Raw genomic sequence first — 17,929 nt, 5'->3', positions numbered from 1 at the left:
CACACACAAAGAAACATGGACTCTGCTATAAGTTCTCCTCAAAGAACGCATCCAGCTGTTCCGGAGTCATGAGGATTTTCCGCGGTTTGGTACCTTCTTCCGGACCTACAATGCCGGCATCGGCCAGCTGGTCGATGATACGGGCCGCCCGGTTGAAGCCGATTTTAAACATCCGCTGCAGCATACCGATGGTCGCCTTATCTTTCTCCATGATAAAGCGGGCTGCCGCCTCAAAATACTCATCTCTCTCGCTGGAGATGCTGCCGTTTCTGATCTTATTCTCAATCTTTTCCGTCACAGAGGTGTCATAAACCGCCACATCTTCGTTTTCCTTCAAAAATTCCACTACCCGGCTGACTTCGGCGTCCGAGACGAACGCCCCCTGTACCCGGACCGGTTTCTGATACCCGGACGGATAGAATAACATGTCTCCTTTTCCCAGAAGTTTTTCCGCCCCGTTCATGTCGATGATCGTCCGGCTGTCCACGCCGGACGACACGGAAAAGGCAATCCGTGACGGCACGTTGGCCTTGATCAGTCCTGTGATAACGTTGACAGAAGGACGCTGAGTGGCAATCACCAGATGAATCCCCGCCGCACGGGCCAGCTGGGACAATCTGACGATGGCGTCCTCCACTTCGCCAGGGGCTACCATCATCAGATCCGCCAGCTCGTCGATAATGATAACAATCTGCGGCATGCGGCTCATCTTTTCCTCATCCACCTGTCCGGATTTTATGACTTCATCTGCTTTTTTGTTATATCCTTCGATATTGCGGACGCCGGTCTCTGTAAACTTCTTGTACCGGTCTGTCATCTCGGCCACCGCCCAGTTGAGGGCTCCGGAAGCCTTCTTCGGATCTGTGACCACAGGGATCAGCAGATGCGGGATTCCGTTGTATGTACTGAGTTCCACCATCTTCGGATCGATCATGATCAATTTCACTTCAGAAGGTTTGGCCTTATAAAGGATACTCATGATCAGCGTGTTGATACAGACAGATTTTCCGGAACCGGTGGCTCCGGCGATGAGCAGATGCGGCATCTTGGCCAGATCTGCCACCACGATCTTTCCGCCGATATCCTTGCCCACGGCAAAAGCCAGCTTTGATTTAAAATTCTTAAAGATCCGGTTGTCCACCAGTTCCCGGAAATGTACGGTCATGTTCTGCTTGTTCGGCACCTCAATACCGATAGCCGCCTTTCCCGGGATCGGCGCTTCGATACGGATATCCGAGGCCGCCAGATTCAGCTTGATATCGTCGGTCAGAGATAAAATCTTGCTGACCTTCGTTCCCTGCTCCGGAAACATCTCATAGCGGGTCACCGTCGGACCACAGCTGATGTCGGTGATGGTCACCCGGACTCCGAAGCTCTCCAGAGTACTCTGGAGCTTCATGGCTGTCTCCTTCAGGGTCTTATCATAATCCGCCGGAAGTTGCTGTTTTTCTGTGACCAGCAGGCTCATCGGCGGGAAAATGTACTCTTCTTTTTTCGCCGGGCGGCGCTGCGGCACCGAAGCCGGCGCTGCGGCCGCTTTCACGTCCGCTGCTTTTTCCGGCGGTCTCTTTGCTGCTTCTGTGTTTCCTGCCTCTTGCAGCACTTCCACAGCCGCTGTATCTCCCGGTGCTTTTCCTTCTTCCGCGTCCTTCATACCTTCTGAAACCGCCGCGATTTCCATGCTTCCGGCGTCCTCCGGCATCACTTCGACTGCTTCCCCTCCGGTTTCTCCGGACGCCGGCTCTGATACCGGCATCTCCATGGCCTCGCTGTCCTCCGGGATACTCTTTATTGTATCTTCCGCTGCCGTCATCTCTTCCTCCATAAAAGACGGCTCTTCCCCGGCGTTTTCCTCCGGAATCGCATTCTCCACCGCTGTCGTTGTATTCTTCACTGCAAAATCAGTATCTTTGCTGTCATCCCAGCCATTCTCTCTGACAATGCGGCCGCTCATCTCCTCCATCTGCGGTGACTGTGAAAGCGTGATCTCTTCCGGAAGCCCCCGGGACGGACGCTCCGGCTCTTCATTGTTCACGGAGAACATTTCTTTTGGCTCCCGTCTCTTATTCTCCGAAGCGGCATTGACTGCTGCGGCATTGACAAAACCACTCCATTCTTCCTGCTCCCGGTTTTCATCGTTTCCATCCAGCGCCAGAGCAGAAAAATCCAGACTGCCGTCAAAGGCTTCCGTCTTGCCGTCCTCCGCCGTAAACGGATAAATTTCCGGATGCAGTTCTTTCAGCGAATCCTTCTTCTTCACCTCATCTTCCGGGGTGAAAAGAGGAATGTGGATCCGGATATCCGGCTGCTTTTTCTTTTTGGCTGCAGTCTTGCGGAAAGTTCCGGTCGGTCTCGGCTTGCGGCCCGCCTCCGGCTGATCTGCCCCCGTCTCTTCTCCGGCGTCCGCGCTGATCTCTTCCGCGGCGGCTCCCGCTTTCTTTCCGGCCGCCTTTTCTGCTTTCTTTTCTTCCATTTCTTTTATTTTTTCTTCACACTGTTTTTCACGCAGCCTGTCCTCGGCAGTGGCTCTCTCTCTGGCCGCCTGCCGTCTCTTTTCTTCCGCTTCCTTCCATACCTTCTGGAGCTTTCTCACTCCCTGTCGGAAAAAGCCCACAAAAGACCGCTGAGTCAGCATGATGAGCGCCAGAAGAAGGACACAGGAAATAATTACCAGAGCCCCCGGCGTTCCAAACCAGCCCTTCAGCAAAAGACCGATGCCGCCTCCCAGAATCCCGCCTGCCCGGTGATCCGATGCCGCCACGGCAAACAAATCGTAAAACTCCCGGACGTCCTGCTGATAAATCAGCTGGGCGTAAGACGAGATCATCGTGAGCACTACAAAACCAGCCCCGCATTTTTTCATGGCAAGGAGGCTGTAATCATTGGCCAGAAGCACCGTGACCATCAAAAAGAAGGCCAGCGGCATCACATACTGGACACAGCCAAAAATACCAAAGAAAAAGCTGCTGAGCCACACACCCACCACTCCGCACAGTCCAAAATTGCTGAGCATCATGATCAGCATAATGCCGAAGGATGCCACCAGCTGTATTTCATTTTTCATGGGAATCCCCTGGGCAGAGGTCCTGCTCCGGGAAGCATTTCCCGGGGACTTCTTTCCGGAACTCTTCTTTGCAGTCCGGGTCCTCTGAGAGGAAGTTCTCGCAGCCGCGGTCGTTCCGGCACGTTTTCGGCTGCCGGAAGCGCTGCTGCTCCCTTTTTTCGCATTATGATTATTCGCCATTTTCTAACTCCCTTTTATTATCTGCTGTCATCATATCATAGATAATACCATAAATGATACAAGAAAAAAAGGAGCGTTTTTTATGAAAATAACAGTTTTTTATTCACCTTTTTTCTCAGAAATGGCGTCATGCAGCCAGGAAAGTGCCTCCGCAATTCCTCCCACCTGATCGGCAAGTCCGGCTTTCACCGCCTGTTCTCCCACCAGGATTGTACCAAGATCTTTTGCCATCATCCCTTTTTTCATCATCATCTCCTCCAAATCCTCTTTTTTCGCCCGGGAATGTCCGGCAGTGAAATCGAGGATCCTGTCCTGGATCAGTTTAAAATACTCAAACGTTGGCGGAGCGCCGATGACGGTCCCGCTCAGACGGACCGGGTGAATGAGCATGGTGGCCGTAGGTGCGATCATAGTGTAGTCCGGCGCCACGGAAAGAGGGACGCCAATGGAATGACTGTCCCCGATAATCAGAGAGATCACCGGTTTGTCAATGGACGCGATCATTTCCGCCGCCGCCAGTCCACAGGAACAATCCCCGCCCACCGTGTTGATCAGCAGCAGGATGCCGTCAATATTTCTGTTGTCCTGCGCTTTGGCCAGAAGCGGCAGCAAATGTTCATATTTTGTGGTTTTCGTTCTGTCGCCGGCCAGCTCATGCCCCTCAATTTCTCCGATAATTGATAAAAATAAAATGTGATGTCCGCTCTCGTGATCTGTCAGAAGTTCTTCTCCGAATTCCAGCAGTTTTTTATCCTGATTATCCATAAATACCTCCTTTGCAGCCCCTGCGCCGCCTGTTGTGTTTACAGAAAATAGGATAGCCGATTTTTATGTGCCTATTCAGCCACGTTTATGCTATAATGGGCCTCGGGATACTGTCCTCTGAATATTCGGGATACTATCCTCTGAAAATACAGAAACAGGAGAGATCAACATGTCTTCAGGCAATACAGAAATACATAAAGCAAACGATATCCAAATAGCTTTTTTTGACGTTGACGGGACATTGGTCGACATCAACACCAAAGTCGCCACGCCAAAAATGCTGGATACCCTGAGAGCACTCCAAAAAAACGGTGTCAAAATCTGCATCGCCACAGGAAGAGCGCCAGATAAGATTCCGCAGTTTGACGGCGTGGAATTCGACGCCTGCCTGGCCTTCAACGCTTCTTACTGCTTTACCAAAGACGCAGTCATTTTCAGCAACCCGCTCCCTCCCGCCGCCGTCCGTCGTGTTATAGAAAACGCAAAAGCTCTCGGCCGGCCGGTCTCCGTGGCCACCGCCGCACGCAGCGCCTCCAATGGCAATGACCCGGATCTCACCGACTATTATGCCATCTCAAAGCAAACGATCACGGTGGCTGATGATTTTGAGGATCTCATGAACAGCACCGTTTACCAGCTGATGCTGGGCAGCCGGAAAGAGGAACACGCACAATTACTAAAAGGCGTGACCGGAGCCAAAATCACTTCCTGGTGGCCCCGGGCCGTGGACATTATCCCCACTGACGGCAGCAAAGGCGTGGGTGTACAAAAAGTTCTGGACTATTTCCACATTAAAAATGAGCAGGCCATCGCCTTTGGCGACGGCGGCAACGATATTGAAATGCTGCAGACCGTCGGCACCGGCGTTGCCATGGGAAACGCGACGGACGACGTAAAGGCTGCCGCGGATGCTGTCTGTGGAAATGTATCAGACGACGGTATTTATTATTATTGCAAAAATCACGGTCTCCTCTAGCATATGAGAATCACAGACTGACGCAAATGATCACTCTCAGAGATCCATACAGAAAAAACAAAAGGATGTATCCCCGGGAAGGCAGGCAGCTGTCCCGGGAATACATCCTTTTTAATCTGTATTCTTATCTTATCTGTATTCTTATATGTGATATTATTTTGTATTACGGCCTTTCCGGATGTTCTATGCATTTCTTACGCGCCCAGTCCGTACTGCTGCAAAAGAGCATTTAAAGTCCCGTCTGCACGGATTTCCTCCAAAGCGCTGGAAAAAGTCTCCGGAATTCCTTCCGCTGCCGCAGCCGTAAAGCGGTGAACACTGAAATACTTCTCACTGGTGGTCATAAGCTTCAGCGTTTTGTCCTGCTGTAAGACCAGTGATGCCTTTTCCTGATCAAGAACCATCGCCCCGGAATATCCCTGAGACACATCAGAGATCACATTGGCCGCATCCTGAAAGACGATGGTCTCCGCATCATAGCTGGCTGCCAGATCATCGGCAAAGACCGCTTCCTCCGTCTCCGCCCTGGCAGCGATGCTCACACTTCGCAGATTCTTCATTTTGCGGATACCTTGTCCTTTTTTCACCAGCAGGCAAAGGCCGGTCTCATACACCGGTTCCGACCGGGCATACGTGGAGGTGTCTCCAGCCTCCGGTTCCATCGTTCCCAGGAAGAGATGGCCGGGCTGACTTGACGTTCCGTTGTTCTCGTCTGTTGGATCAGCGCCAGCTGCCTTATATTCTGCCGGACTCATGGTCTTAAATTCATAGGTAAATCCTCCGCGTTCTGACAGCGTATTCATCAGATCCACATAAAATCCTGATACGGTCCCATTCTCATCTGTCGAATAATATGGCGCATTATCTGCCTCCACACCCACATAATAATCCGGCTGTTCCGGTTCCGGTGCCGTCTCCTGTTTCTCTGCCTTTGAACAACCGGCCGCCAGCAGAGCTGCCGTCAGAAGCAGTGCTCCTAATTTCCACTTTTTCATAAAAAATATTCTCCATTCCTTCTGTCTTGCCGACACATTTTCTATCATTCCCGCATGTATCGTTTTACAATTCCAGATCTCTTTTATACATGGCAATCCGTTCTTCGATTTCTTCCAGTTCCCTGTCAATTTCCGCGATACGCTTTTTCCGGGCGTCAATATCTACTTTAGCCACCTTCACCGTCTTCACGATGTAACGGGGAAGGTTCAGATTAAAGTCATTCTGCTCCAGTTCCATCTGCTCCACCCGGCTGCAAAACCCCGGAACGGTCTTCCGCTCCTTCCAGGCGATCCCAATGGCATTTAACTGTTCTGATTCAAAACTTTCCACCTCAGAACAGTCAAAAAACATGACATCTCTCCCCGGACGATTCTTCCGCAGCAGCAAAAGCACTTCTTTTTGGCCTGCCGTCTGTAAAATATGGTCCGGCAGAAGCATCACCAGATCAAGACCATTTTTCTCGCTGACAAGAAACCGGCGCAGCTGGGATTCCTTGCCCTCCCGGTAAAGAAGGGCTCCCGGCAGAATAGCCGCCAGCACGCCGTCTTCCTTCAACATGGAAAACGCTGATAAGAGAAACGGAAGCTCCCCCTTGGAAATGGGACCAATCTTCTCCATCAATTTTCTGGACTTCCTGTTCTTTGCCATGACGCTTCCTGCTTCCGCCCCTTCCGGCATGTAAATGCCGATGGCGTCAAACTTCTCCGTATCTTCGCTTTCCTCTTCCCATTCTCTCCGGTCATAGACATGGAGTGAACCTTCCGGCACTCCTTTCATATAACCCAGGATCTTCAAAATCTCCCGGTATCCCTCATGACTGTCATAGCCGGAAATGTCCAGCTTCGCAGGATTCTCCGACATACAGCGGTACAAGGTTCCATACGTAAATTCCGGCACAAAGACACGACGGATCTTCTCATCGCCTTTTGAAAAAAACAGTCGGTACAGCCGCAGCACCTCGCTGGAAATGGCAGTCTCCTTTTTCATGCCTGCAAACGCCTGCAGAAGTTCTTCAAAAAAGACCGGATATTTTTCCAGAAGCAGCTCCCCGCTGCCCCAGAGATTCATCTTTTTTATCATCTTTCGGACAAATCTCGCGTAACTTTTCTGTTTCTCTGTGGACTGCATTCTGGTCAGATTCCTGTAAAAAGAAAAATCTGTCAGCTGAAAATCTCCGCCGGCCAGATGAATGAACGGAGAGGCATCCTCAATAAACCGTAAAAAAGACGGCAGCTGCAGCTTTCCCCGAACCGCCATACGGACCATGGCATCCAGCTTGTAAGCGTCGTCCAGCCTTTCATCAAAACGCAGGCATAAATAATGATAAAATAAAAGAAACACACAGGTATCCCTGTATTCCTCAAAGGTCAGACCGGGATGGCTCTCCCCTGGAATCGACATGAACTCATAATGCAATTGTTTTTCATCCATTCCTTCTCACCTTCTCAAAGTTTCTTCAGATACTGCATCATCTCCTCGGAGAGAACGGATTTTTCCAGTTTCATTCTCTCCATGAGAAGCAGCTGTTTTCTTTTCTGATAGTAATAAAGCTTGCCGATGGACATCTGTGTGGCAAGATCCGGACACTCGATCATCAGCTGCCGGATCATATGGATGGACAGCACTTTCACCGAGGAATTCCCCTGTATGGCGATATCCCTCTGCAGCTTGATCTCCGGATGTTCATTAAAATACCAGGCAAAATAATAGGGGTCCATGATTCCGTCCCGAAATTCTATGGACACAAAATTGGAGGGGATGATCTTTCCTTCATGCTGTTTTTCCAGAACCGCCGCCCGGTGAAAGGAAGTCAGACCGATGACGATACTATGCTCCTTTGCCAGATTCAGGTGATCCACCTTTTTTTTGTCCACAAAAACAGAAGGAACCTCATAATCCGTAATACCGTTCTCCTCATCCAGAAGCTGGCTGATGGATAGAATGGGATATTCGATTCCTTCGCTCTGTACCTTAGGCTTTATACGGTTAAGCACCACACCATGGGTAATCTGACTGATTTGTTCCAGCAGAAGTTCCACTTGACATTTACCCCTCTTTCACATGTTATTTTTCATTATAACTTCTTTTTTTGATTCAGGCAATACTAAAAAAGATAATCCATTTGAAACGATTTGAAACCCCGAGCTTTGCATTTATCCGGATGTGGATAAAGAGACGGGATTTGCATTTATCCGGATGTGTATAAAGAAGACGGGATTTGCATTTATCCGGGTGTGAATAAAGAGACGGGATTTGCGGCTTTATATTTATCATAGAAAAACGCAGTCGGGGAAGTCTCCTCCTCCACTTCAGCAGGCTGGTAACCAGCTCCTCTTTGGAACTGTCACAATACGCCTGCACTCACAGTCGTCGATCTTCCCCGATACGTTTTTCTATAATCATCCCATCATGCCGCAAATCCCTGACTTCTGGATCATCCGGATCATGACAAAATATCCTGGTTCAAATCGACACAAGAGCTACCTGTGTGGCTTACTCTGCAGGTTCATGCCAGACAGACACGACCGTAAATTTTGGTATCCGCTGATTCGTCTGTAGCCATAACCTGCTGTTTTGCCAGCGTAGCACAGGATATTTGTAAAGGTGGAACAAAGCGATTTTTCAATAGACAAATGACATTTTGGACACATACGGCTTTCGACCGCGAGCTGTGAAGGAGGACTGATAGAATCGTCTTGTTACCACCTTTACAATCCCCTTTTTTCCTATATTCCCGGAAATCTCAACTCTTTCATTGAATCTCTCCGCCAATCGTTTTATAATATAAGAAATTGTGACAGCAAACGATACATTTACAAATTGAAACGATGGGAGGATTTATTGTGAAGATATCAAAAGTATACTGCGCTTATTTCAGCCCGGGGGACACCACCAAAAAGGTGGTCACCGGTATCGGGGAGTCTTTTAAGGATTATCCGGTGGAGAACATCAATCTTACCGACTATGATATGCGTCAGAATCATTTTCGGTTTACGGAAAATCATCTGCTGATCATCGGCGTCCCGGTTTACGGTGGACGGATCCCGACTCCGGTGAGCGAGTGCTTAAGCCGGTTCCGCGGCATCAGCACGCCGGTGGTGCTGGTGGTGACTTACGGTAACAGGGCTGTCGATGACGCGCTGATGGAGCTTTACAAGGAGCTTGGCAGCAAAGGATTTGTTCCTGTGGCAGCCGCTTCTTTTGTCTGCCAGCATACTTATTTAAGTGATCTGGCCAGCGGCCGTCCGGATGAGAAGGATATGGCCGTAGTGAAGGAGTTTGGCGATAAGATCAAAGAGCGTCTGCGCCTCGCTGTGATCTACGATATGAAAAAGCTGGATATTCCAGGTAACTATCCGTATGAGAAACCGCCGATGACCCAGTTCCCGTTCAATGTGGAGACCAATGAGTACTGTATCTACTGTATGCTCTGCGCCGGCGTCTGTCCGATGAAGGCCATCAGCGACAGCAATCCGCGGGATATCAACAATGATATCTGCATCCGCTGCGGTGCCTGCATCCGCATCTGCCCGGCCCAGGCCAAGTCTTTCACAGAAAAGCCTCTGGAAGCGCTTCGTGACCGGCTGCTTCGTCCGCTGTGTGATACCAGACAGGAACCATGGTATACCATCGGATAAGGCTGTGATCGCAGCGTCAGCAGCATAATCAAATCACAGCATTACAATAAAAACCGCCACAAACAAGGAGCGGTATCCACTGCCTTCCAACGGCATGGATATTCTTCCGTTTGTGACGGTTTTATTTTGTTCACTGTAAATTGATATCCCCGGCTCTAACGCACCGGCTCATCGGGCATCACAAAGGCCGCGATGATATAGATAAGGATTCCCGGAACAAATCCCCAGAGAGTGATAAAGACGAGAATCAGGCGGACGATAGTGGAATCGATGCCGAAATAATCCGCGATTCCTCCGCACACGCCGAGAATCTTTCTGTCTGTTTCTGATTTATATAACTTTCTTCCCATAATACTCAGGCTCCTTCCTCTGCTGTCCGGATAATCTGATCAGTCAGATATTCCATCCACTTTTTATTAAATCCTGCCAGGGCGTCCATGTTTCCGCAGGACAGCGCCGGATACACGCCCTGCGTTCCGGTTCCCTCGGATGTGCCAGCCGCCGCATTATCGGCTGCGGAAGTCTCTCCGGCGGCACCTTCCGTGGATACATTACCAGCCGCCGCACCTTCCGCTTCTGCCGGCTGTGCGTCACCGGTCAGAAATTCCGGATGAGACGCATAGTAGCGCACCTGATAATCGGACAATCTGTCGGCAATGAGCAGCGCCTGTTTTCTGGTGAGGATCTGCTTTGCGTTCCGGCAGGAATCATCGGAAGACAATCCATTCTGAAGGAAAAGTGCGTAGGCCTCCTTCTCTTCCTCTGTGAGCTCCTCCGCATTGGTGCAGCCGCTTAATGTCTCCTCCACTTCCTCTTCTGTCAGATGCTCCGGATACAGCTCCTGGATCAGGGAAGCCAGACGGCTTACAGTCACGGTGCCCTTGCTGTTTCCTTTTTCAAATACATCCAGAACCGCGTTGCCGCTCAAATTATCCACACCCCGGAACATTTTCGCAAGCTCTGTTCTCGTGACAGCCTTCTGCGGATGATACAGACCGTCTTTGCCGGATGGAAAACAATTGAGCGCGGCATACTCGTTGTAAACATCGCCCAGATCCTCCGAACATCTCACATCGTAATTGCCGGAGGTCAGCTGCAGCTTTCCGTTTTTATACTTTTTAAATGTATAGTCAAACAGTTTCCGTATGGAAGAAAATGTACTCGCTTTGCTCACATTTCCAAAGTAAGCGCAGATAACCTCATGGCCCTCGTCATCCACCGCTGTGGCGATGAACACATCGCCGGCCGCATTGGTGGTTCCGGATTTGGAGCCGATGACCGTATACTCATCTTCGTCATAGGAGGACAATCCTCTTAAAAACCAGTTGGTGGTATTGCAGCTGACCAATCCGTTGCTGCTATCATAATGAGATTTGGCCACGGCAGTCCGGATGATCGGAATGGTCATGGCATACCGGCAGATTTCCGCCATCTCCGCCGCGGTGGAATAGGTCTCGTAAAATCCGGCTCCGATATCGGACCCCACCGGATTGTCAAAACTGGTCTGGGTGAGTCCCATCTCCGCACATTTGGCGTTCATGGCCTCCACACAGGCTTCCTTGGAACCAAACACACCGGCCGCCAGGGAATCTGTCGCGTCGGCGGCAGAAGCAACCAGGCACATACTCAGCAGATCATTAAACGTAAACTTCACGCCCGACGGCAGACCAAGACAATAGGTGCCGTACGTGGTCCCATTGACAATTTCTGATCTGGTTTTAATCTTTTTATTGACATTGCCATTCTCCACACAGACAATGGCTGTCATCAGTTTTGCCGTACTGGCGGGATAAATCATTTTATTTTCGTCCTGCCCGAAAAGGATCTCTCCCGAGCCCGCATCCATCACCGCATAGGCATGACACTGCATTTTCGGTGCCCGCACCTTTGCCTCTCCCTTTACGGGCAATAACAGGCACAGCGCAAACACTGCCATCAGCATAAAGCTTACCCCTCTGCGTATGTTTTTATCCCTCGTATGGCTGTCTGACATTTTCATCGCCTCCTCTTTTGTTTTTTTATGATGCGGCCATCCTTTTCAGGAAAACAGCCGCTCGAATCTTCCTTTTTCACAGAAAGAACGATCATCCTTCTGCAAAGCCTGGTACATTTCCTCAATCGCCTCCACGCACTCCGTCCTGCTCCACTTATAGAGCCGGTACAGCTGCCGGCAGGTTTCTCTGTTCTGCGGATTCATTTTTTTCTTTCTGAAATAGTGCTGAAAACTGAGCTTCGGCAGAAACATCTCATTGAGGAATGCCGATACCGCCCGCTTCACTCCAAAATGAGAGTGAAAAATGTGATTTAAAACCAGTTTCATGTACCAAAGTCCCGCACTTATTTTCCGTGGGCTGATATCATAATACGGCCCGATCACGGACGCGTAGGCAAGCCCTGTGTGGATATGCCTTGCCACCTTATAGTGAAGAGGATTCCTGTAATCTCTCTTCATCATAAGATAATCCCAGTCAGTCTCCATCTCGGCGTGGCTGATCCCCGTCTCCACCATGCGCCGGCGGATATACGGATGGCAGGTGCTGTCCAGAATATAGTGTGTCATGAAGCCTGCCAGGTAGGCAAAAGCCGCGTTCTTTCTGCGCTGTTTTTTAAATACAGAGAACGCGTGTTCCAGAAAACAGCGCATCGGCTCGTCGTGTACCTTGACACCGTACTGATTCACCGCATTTTTGGAAAAAGAACGGTAATAAAACAAAATATCCGGTCCGTGTACTCCAATGTTATAATAATTCATATATGGACGGATCTTTTTTTGCAGCTTCGGACTGAGCATCCGGAAAATCTCCTGTCCATACGTATAATGTGTGTATGTTGTTGGCATAATCATCCCTCTTCTTTCGCATCTGTCTTATTCTATCACAATATTCTCTATCTTAAAAGGCTGAAAATTCTTCGAAATTTCGTTTTTTTGAACAAAAATGACAAAAGAATTGCGCATTTAATATATAACTGTTATAATAATTGAAAAAAATTGTGCATTTTTGCACAAAGAGGAGGTACATATTTATGAAGGGAAATGTATTGGTGGGCCAGTCCGGAGGACCGACGGCCGTCATCAATTCCAGCCTGGCCGGGGTTATCCAGGCTGCCAAAAAGTACGGTGCAGAAAAAGTCTACGGCATGCATTACGGAATCGAAGGTTTTTTAAACGAAGATATCATCGATCTCGATGATTACATCACCTGTCATGCGGACATTTCTTTATTAAAAAGGACGCCGGCGTCTTTCCTGGGTTCCTGCCGCTACAAGCTGCCGCCTATCGAAGGCAATGAAGATGTCTATGACAAAATGTTTGATATTATGGAAAAATACAACATCCAGTATTTTCTTTACATCGGCGGCAACGACTCCATGGACACCATCAAGATGCTGTCCGATTATGCAGCCAAAAAGGATAAACCACAGAAGTTCATGGGCGTTCCAAAAACCATCGACAACGATCTGCCTCTTACAGACCACACGCCGGGCTATGGTTCCGCGGCCAAATATATCGCCACATCCATGAAAGAGATCATCCGCGACAACGCCAGCTTCGGCGCGTCCAAACCGACGGTGTGTATCGTGGAGATCATGGGCCGCCACGCAGGCTGGCTGGCCGCCGCTTCGGCTCTGTCCAAAGGGATCGACTGTGAAGGCCCGGATCTCATTTATCTTCCGGAAGTTCCGTTTGATCTGGACAGTTTCATGACAAAGGTAAAACATCTGGCGGAGACCAAGCGTTCCGTCGTCATTGCTGTCTCCGAGGGCATCCGTCTCACCGACGGACGTTTCGTCTGCGAGCTGGGCAGCATGTCCGATTACGTGGACGCTTTCGGCCATAAACAGTTATCCGGCTGCGCCTCTTTCCTGGCCAACAAGGTTACTGAGGCTACGGGGCTGAAATCCCGCCCGATTGAGTTTTCCACCCTGCAGCGATGCGCCACCCACATGGCTTCCCGCATTGATGTGGACGAGGCTTCCGCCGTCGGATTTGTGGCCTGCCAGGCCGCCATGGAAGGGCACACCGGTATGATGGTCACCATTCAGGTCACCAGCCGGGAACCTTATCTGGTCACTTACAACAAATATGATATCCATGAAATTGCCAACGTGGAACGCAAGGTTCCACGGGACTGGATCATCAATGACGGCACCTATGTCAGCGAAAAATATCTGGAGTACGCCCGCCCGCTGATTCTCGGCAATATCCTGCCGTATTACGCCGGTGGTCTTCCAAGACATTTGACGCTCCATAATAAAAACAAATAAGCCACATTAAACCGTGAGAAAGAATCCCGGCGGCCTCTGTGAGAAGCCGCCGGGATCGTTTATATGATCTGTCACCGGATCTTCCGGCACTCGGTATAATATCTCTTATCTTCCGCATGTCCCATGGAAAAAGTCTTCCTTGGCAGCGCTCCGTCCGCCATCACTGACGGGAACAGGTCTCCTTTCGCCATATCCGGCAATAAAAATCCGACGCACCCTTCTTCTCCGGAGAGGGCCAGCACCGTATCCGCCCCGTGAATATAATCCATGCTGAGCGGATGCTCTTTCTGATAAGTATCCAGAAAAGCCTGTAAACTTCCCACGGTCAATTTGGAAACCGGCCGGGTAATGATGGTCTTCTGGCACAGGCCGTTTCTGACAATGTACATTTCCTGGCAGCCTTTATCCAGATCGTGGATTCCGCTGTTCTCTCCCGCGGTATCCTCACCGGCATTCTCCTTAGGCACATTTTCTTTCTCAAACACAAGCCCCAGTTTCTCTGTCATCTCCTCCAGAAGAGCGTCCACATCTGTCTCTGTTACGATGCGGTGAATCGCCTCAAATTCCAGAGCCGGACTGTGGAGATTGACAATCTCCGCCAGGGCGTATCTGGCCGGATGCGTGGAATAATCTTCCTCCGGATGCGCCGCCTTTAACTGTTCATAAAACTCTTTGGCGGATGCCAGGGAGTGATTGCCGTCGCCCACCGCTAACACCATGGCGGAAGACTCGCCGCTGCCGGACACACGACCGTCCGACTTCGGATCCTCCAGCTGGATATTTCCGGCCTGTTCCTCCGCCAGCAGGTCCAGGGCGGCAAGGATCCGCTCCTGCTCTTTTTTGTCCAGAAGATAGCCTCTCAGATGACCGCCGCCCTGCATCAGATCAAAATCATAGAGAAGATTCTCCTCTTTCCTGTACTGCCCGCATGGCTCTATCACCGTCTGCCCTTTATCATCGATCAGCAGCATGATATGCGGCAGTTCCAGGGGCGCGTTCTTCCGGACGCGGATTCTCGCCGGAATCCTTTCCTCCACAGTGGCCTCTGTGGCCCTCACCAGAGAATCGCTTCCTTTATGATAATCATACTGCTCCAGATCTATGCAGCCCACAATACCGGCCCGGACTTTGCCGCTGCTGTCCGTCCGTTCCACATAAATCATAGAATCTTCATAGACGGAAAAGAGATCCTCTTCCAGATAGTTTTCCATTGACTGGCGGATCTGTTCCAGTTTTTCTTCCTCCTGCGGGCCGTCCAGGTAGACTTCCGGCAGGATCATCCGCAGAGTGGACGGAGCCTCTCCCACGATTTTTTCTGTCTCCTCCCAATATTCCGGCTCGCTGGTGAACTGGTCGCAGGCAATCACCGACCACCGGGACATATCCGTTCCTTTCTTCGGCAGAAGAATGTCTGCCGGATAAAATGCTCTGTTCATTCTGTTTTCTCCTCTCTCTTTTCCTGTCTGTCTACATACAATCCTGCGCGGTCTCATGGGTGTTCTCCGCAGGTGTGATAAAATCTTTAAAACTCATCCGACTGTGCGGCGGATAAATCACCACTTTATCCTGTGTTTTCAACTGTTCTATGTCCTGAAGCAAATATTCCTTCAGCCAGCCGGTCTCTCCTTTGACGGGCAGCGGCTCCAGTCCGAAATCTTCCGCTATTTTCTTTCCTTCCTGCACAAATGCCGGATAATCGGGTTGTCCCGTATCAATTAAAGTCAGATACCGGTACCCCTGAAAAATCTCCCTGTAAATGTCATCGGCCATCTCCTGCCCGTACATTTCCACTGCTTTCTGATATTCGCTGTGCAGATTGGCTTTTCCCTGAAGCCAGCCTTCCGTCAGGAAATACCCTCTCTTTGTCTCATCCAGATATCTTCTTCTTTCCGCCGATCCCAGCAGCAGGGTGATACAGTCATCCGTCTTTGGCATGACAGTCTCATAGTCTCCTGTCGTAAGACCGTCCACCATATTGCCGCAGAGACCGAAACATAACAGCAGTCTCTCCACGCCGGTTCCTTCCAGACGGCGCATCTGCTCCCGCACTGCCTCCTGAAGCCGGGCCGTTGTGTTATGGAGTCCGGAAGGCACATACAAGACCATATCAATGTTTACGGGCTCATGATCCAGGATATATGAAATTTCTTTTTCCAGCGTCCGGCAGGCAATCAATGCGGTTTTCATCAGCTCTGTCTTTCCTTTCTCTGTTCTTCAATTCTCTCCGCCAGGTCATTGAGATATACCCAGCGTTCCATCTTCTCGTCCAGCTGCTTCTGCACATTTTCTTTTTCCTGTACCCATTCGTTGAGCTTGACAAAATTTGTGGCGTTTTTGGAAATCTCCTCCTCGATGGTCTCCATTTTATTTTCCAGCGCCTCAATATCCTCATCTATGGTCTCAAACTCCTTCTGTTCCGCAAAGGTAAACCGCAGCTTCTCTCTTTCCGGGTCCCGGTAGGAACGTTTCTTTCTGGATGAACCGCCGGAAGAATTTCCTTTCTTCTCTTCTCCCCCGGAGTTCTCTCCGGTTTCCTCCCTGCCGGCCCTTTTTTCCAGGTAGTCCGTATAACCGCCTTCATAAACCTTGATTCTGCCATCCTCAAAAGCGGCGATACGGTCTGCAATCCTGTCAAGGAAGTACCGGTCGTGCGATACCACTATGACGATACCCGGGAAATTGTCAAGAAAGCCCTCCAGCACCTGCAGGGTCGCGATATCAAGGTCATTGGTGGGCTCATCAAGAATCAGTACATTGGGAGCTCCCATGAGTACCTTCAGAAGATACAGCCTCCGTCTCTCTCCGCCGGAGATTTTGGCTATGGGGGCGTACTGCATATCCGGACTGAATAAAAATCTTTCCAGCATCCTTGTGGCCGAGATCCTTCCGGCGGATGTCTGCACATATTCCGCCTCATCGCGGATATAGTCGATGACCCGCTGTCTTTCATCCATCACTTCACATTCCTGGGCAAAATAGCCGATCTTGATGGTCTCTCCCCAGTCGACCGTTCCTCCATCAGGCTGTTCTTTTCCCGCAAGAATCCGCATCAGCGTGGACTTTCCGCAGCCGTTGGCTCCCACAAAGCCGATACGCTCATATCTCCGGAAAATGTACGAAAAATCTGTAAACAGCTGTCTATCTCCGTAACTTTTTGCTATGTGTTCCAAAACGATGGTTTTCTTGCCGAGCCTGGTGCCGACCACTTCCATCTCCACCTGCCGGGCGCTCTGAGGCGCATCCATACTTTTTAACCGCTCAAATCACTCAAGCCTTGCTTTCTGCTTGGTGCTTCTCGCCCGGGCGCCCCGCATCACCCACTGCAGTTCCACCCGCAGGATACTCTGTTGTTTCCGCTCCGCGGCCTGGGCCATCTCTTCTTTTTCCGCCTTTCTTTCCAGATATCCGGAATAATTGGACAGATACGTGTACACTTTTCCTGCATCCACTTCCCAGATCTGTGTGGTCACCCGGTCAAGGAAATACCGGTCGTGGGTAACCAGAAGCAGCACGCCCTTATAGCGCACCAGATACTTTTCCAGCCAGTCCGCCATAAAACTGTCCAGATGGTTGGTCGGCTCATCAAGAATCAGCACATCGGTATTCTGCAAAAGCACTCTGCACAGAGCCGCCCGCTTTTTCTGGCCTCCGGAAAGTTCCCGGATGGGCTGCCGGAAATCATAAAGTTCCAGGGAATTCAGCATAGATTTGGCTTCGCTCTCAAAAGCGTAATCTTCCCCCGAACCTTCACACACATAGGAAAGCACGCTGCCTTTTTCCGGAAAATCCGGATTCTGCGGCAGCCATCCCACAGTCATTCCTCTGGAGAAGATGATCGTTCCGCTGTCCGGCTCCTCATCTCCGGCAATCATGCGCAGCAGAGTCGACTTTCCTGTGCCGTTCACACCGACGATACCTATTTTATCTCCTGCGTCCACGCTGCATGACAGATCGTCCAGCACCATCCGGTCACCGTACAGCTTGGAAATATGTTCAATATTTATTACACTCATATATACCTCCGGTTTCTTTTTCTGTTTTCTT

Annotated in this window: 15 protein-coding genes; 3 read left to right on the top strand and 12 right to left on the bottom strand. The window is 50.2% G+C overall.

The annotated features are described in order from the left end of the window. Positions 1 to 25 precede the first annotated feature (25 nt). Together B5E53_RS00460 and B5E53_RS00455 are read right to left on the bottom strand one after the other, a co-directional pair. Positions 26 to 3,244 (bottom strand): DNA translocase FtsK, encoded by a 3,219-nt coding sequence (locus tag B5E53_RS00460; RefSeq protein WP_087311684.1) that lies wholly within the window; start codon positions 3,242 to 3,244, stop codon positions 26 to 28. Between the two features lie 99 nt (positions 3,245 to 3,343). Then, on the bottom strand, positions 3,344 to 4,009 hold the full coding sequence (locus B5E53_RS00455; RefSeq protein WP_087311682.1) for an ATP-dependent Clp protease proteolytic subunit: 666 nt from the start codon (positions 4,007 to 4,009) through the stop codon (positions 3,344 to 3,346). Between the two features lie 169 nt (positions 4,010 to 4,178). On the opposite strand from B5E53_RS00455, the gene B5E53_RS00450 reads away from it, so the two are divergent. Then, positions 4,179 to 4,985, top strand: coding sequence for a Cof-type HAD-IIB family hydrolase (locus B5E53_RS00450; RefSeq protein WP_087311680.1), 807 nt, complete (start codon positions 4,179 to 4,181; stop codon positions 4,983 to 4,985). A gap of 194 nt (positions 4,986 to 5,179) precedes the next feature. Here B5E53_RS00450 and B5E53_RS00440 read toward each other — a convergent pair whose 3' ends face one another. From B5E53_RS00440 to B5E53_RS00430, 3 genes are all read right to left on the bottom strand, one after another. Continuing rightward, positions 5,180 to 5,980: a transporter substrate-binding domain-containing protein gene (locus tag B5E53_RS00440; RefSeq protein WP_162611727.1), complete on the bottom strand. Its 801-nt coding sequence runs from the start codon at positions 5,978 to 5,980 to the stop codon at positions 5,180 to 5,182. Positions 5,981 to 6,044: 64 nt separating this feature from the next. Further along, a complete protein-coding gene (locus B5E53_RS00435; protein ID WP_087311674.1) occupies positions 6,045 to 7,412 on the bottom strand; it encodes an N-6 DNA methylase in 1,368 nt (455 codons plus the stop codon). A 14-nt stretch (positions 7,413 to 7,426) separates the two neighbouring features. Next, entirely contained in the window at positions 7,427 to 8,020 is a 594-nt protein-coding gene (locus B5E53_RS00430) for a hypothetical protein (protein ID WP_087311672.1), read from the bottom strand. Positions 8,021 to 8,824: 804 nt separating this feature from the next. Between B5E53_RS00430 and B5E53_RS00420 the strand changes: the two genes are divergently transcribed. After that, a complete protein-coding gene (locus B5E53_RS00420) occupies positions 8,825 to 9,619 on the top strand; it encodes an EFR1 family ferrodoxin (protein ID WP_162611726.1) in 795 nt (264 codons plus the stop codon). A gap of 155 nt (positions 9,620 to 9,774) precedes the next feature. On the opposite strand, the gene B5E53_RS00415 is transcribed toward B5E53_RS00420, so the two are convergent. From B5E53_RS00415 to B5E53_RS00405, 3 genes are read right to left on the bottom strand one after another with little or no spacing between them, the layout of a single operon-like run. After that, positions 9,775 to 9,969 (bottom strand): PspC domain-containing protein, encoded by a 195-nt coding sequence (locus B5E53_RS00415; protein ID WP_087311666.1) that lies wholly within the window; start codon positions 9,967 to 9,969, stop codon positions 9,775 to 9,777. A gap of 5 nt (positions 9,970 to 9,974) precedes the next feature. Then, positions 9,975 to 11,612 carry a serine hydrolase gene (locus B5E53_RS00410; protein WP_162611725.1) on the bottom strand — a complete coding sequence of 546 codons (1,638 nt, stop codon included), beginning with the start codon at positions 11,610 to 11,612 and terminating at the stop codon, positions 9,975 to 9,977. Between the two features lie 45 nt (positions 11,613 to 11,657). Next, entirely contained in the window at positions 11,658 to 12,458 is an 801-nt protein-coding gene (locus B5E53_RS00405; protein ID WP_162611724.1) for a zinc dependent phospholipase C family protein, read from the bottom strand. A gap of 185 nt (positions 12,459 to 12,643) precedes the next feature. On the opposite strand from B5E53_RS00405, the gene B5E53_RS00400 reads away from it, so the two are divergent. Further along, the gene (locus B5E53_RS00400) at positions 12,644 to 13,885 is read left to right on the top strand and encodes a 6-phosphofructokinase (RefSeq protein ID WP_087311660.1); all 1,242 of its coding nucleotides are present in this window, start codon (positions 12,644 to 12,646) and stop codon (positions 13,883 to 13,885) included. Between the two features lie 71 nt (positions 13,886 to 13,956). Here B5E53_RS00400 and B5E53_RS00395 read toward each other — a convergent pair whose 3' ends face one another. The 4 genes from B5E53_RS00395 to B5E53_RS20020 are packed head-to-tail and all read right to left on the bottom strand — an operon-like array spanning position 13,957 to position 17,898. Further along, positions 13,957 to 15,321: a DUF1015 domain-containing protein gene (locus tag B5E53_RS00395; RefSeq protein WP_087311658.1), complete on the bottom strand. Its 1,365-nt coding sequence runs from the start codon at positions 15,319 to 15,321 to the stop codon at positions 13,957 to 13,959. Between the two features lie 31 nt (positions 15,322 to 15,352). Continuing rightward, on the bottom strand, positions 15,353 to 16,072 hold the full coding sequence (locus B5E53_RS00390; RefSeq protein WP_087311656.1) for a DUF1638 domain-containing protein: 720 nt from the start codon (positions 16,070 to 16,072) through the stop codon (positions 15,353 to 15,355). Then, positions 16,072 to 17,130: an ATP-binding cassette domain-containing protein gene (locus B5E53_RS20025; RefSeq protein ID WP_343215566.1), complete on the bottom strand. Its 1,059-nt coding sequence runs from the start codon at positions 17,128 to 17,130 to the stop codon at positions 16,072 to 16,074. Before B5E53_RS20025 ends, B5E53_RS00390 begins: the two co-directional genes overlap by 1 nt. A gap of 18 nt (positions 17,131 to 17,148) precedes the next feature. Continuing rightward, positions 17,149 to 17,898, bottom strand: a complete 750-nt coding sequence (locus B5E53_RS20020; protein WP_343215565.1) for an ATP-binding cassette domain-containing protein — start codon at positions 17,896 to 17,898, stop codon at positions 17,149 to 17,151. Positions 17,899 to 17,929: the final 31 nt, after the last annotated feature.

The sequence above is a fragment of the Eubacterium sp. An11 genome (assembly GCF_002161065.1).
GTDB lineage: Bacteria > Bacillota > Clostridia > Lachnospirales > Lachnospiraceae > Anaerobutyricum > Anaerobutyricum faecale.
Note: the sequence above shows the minus strand (reverse complement) of the source record. Positions and strands in the feature narration are given on the sequence as shown.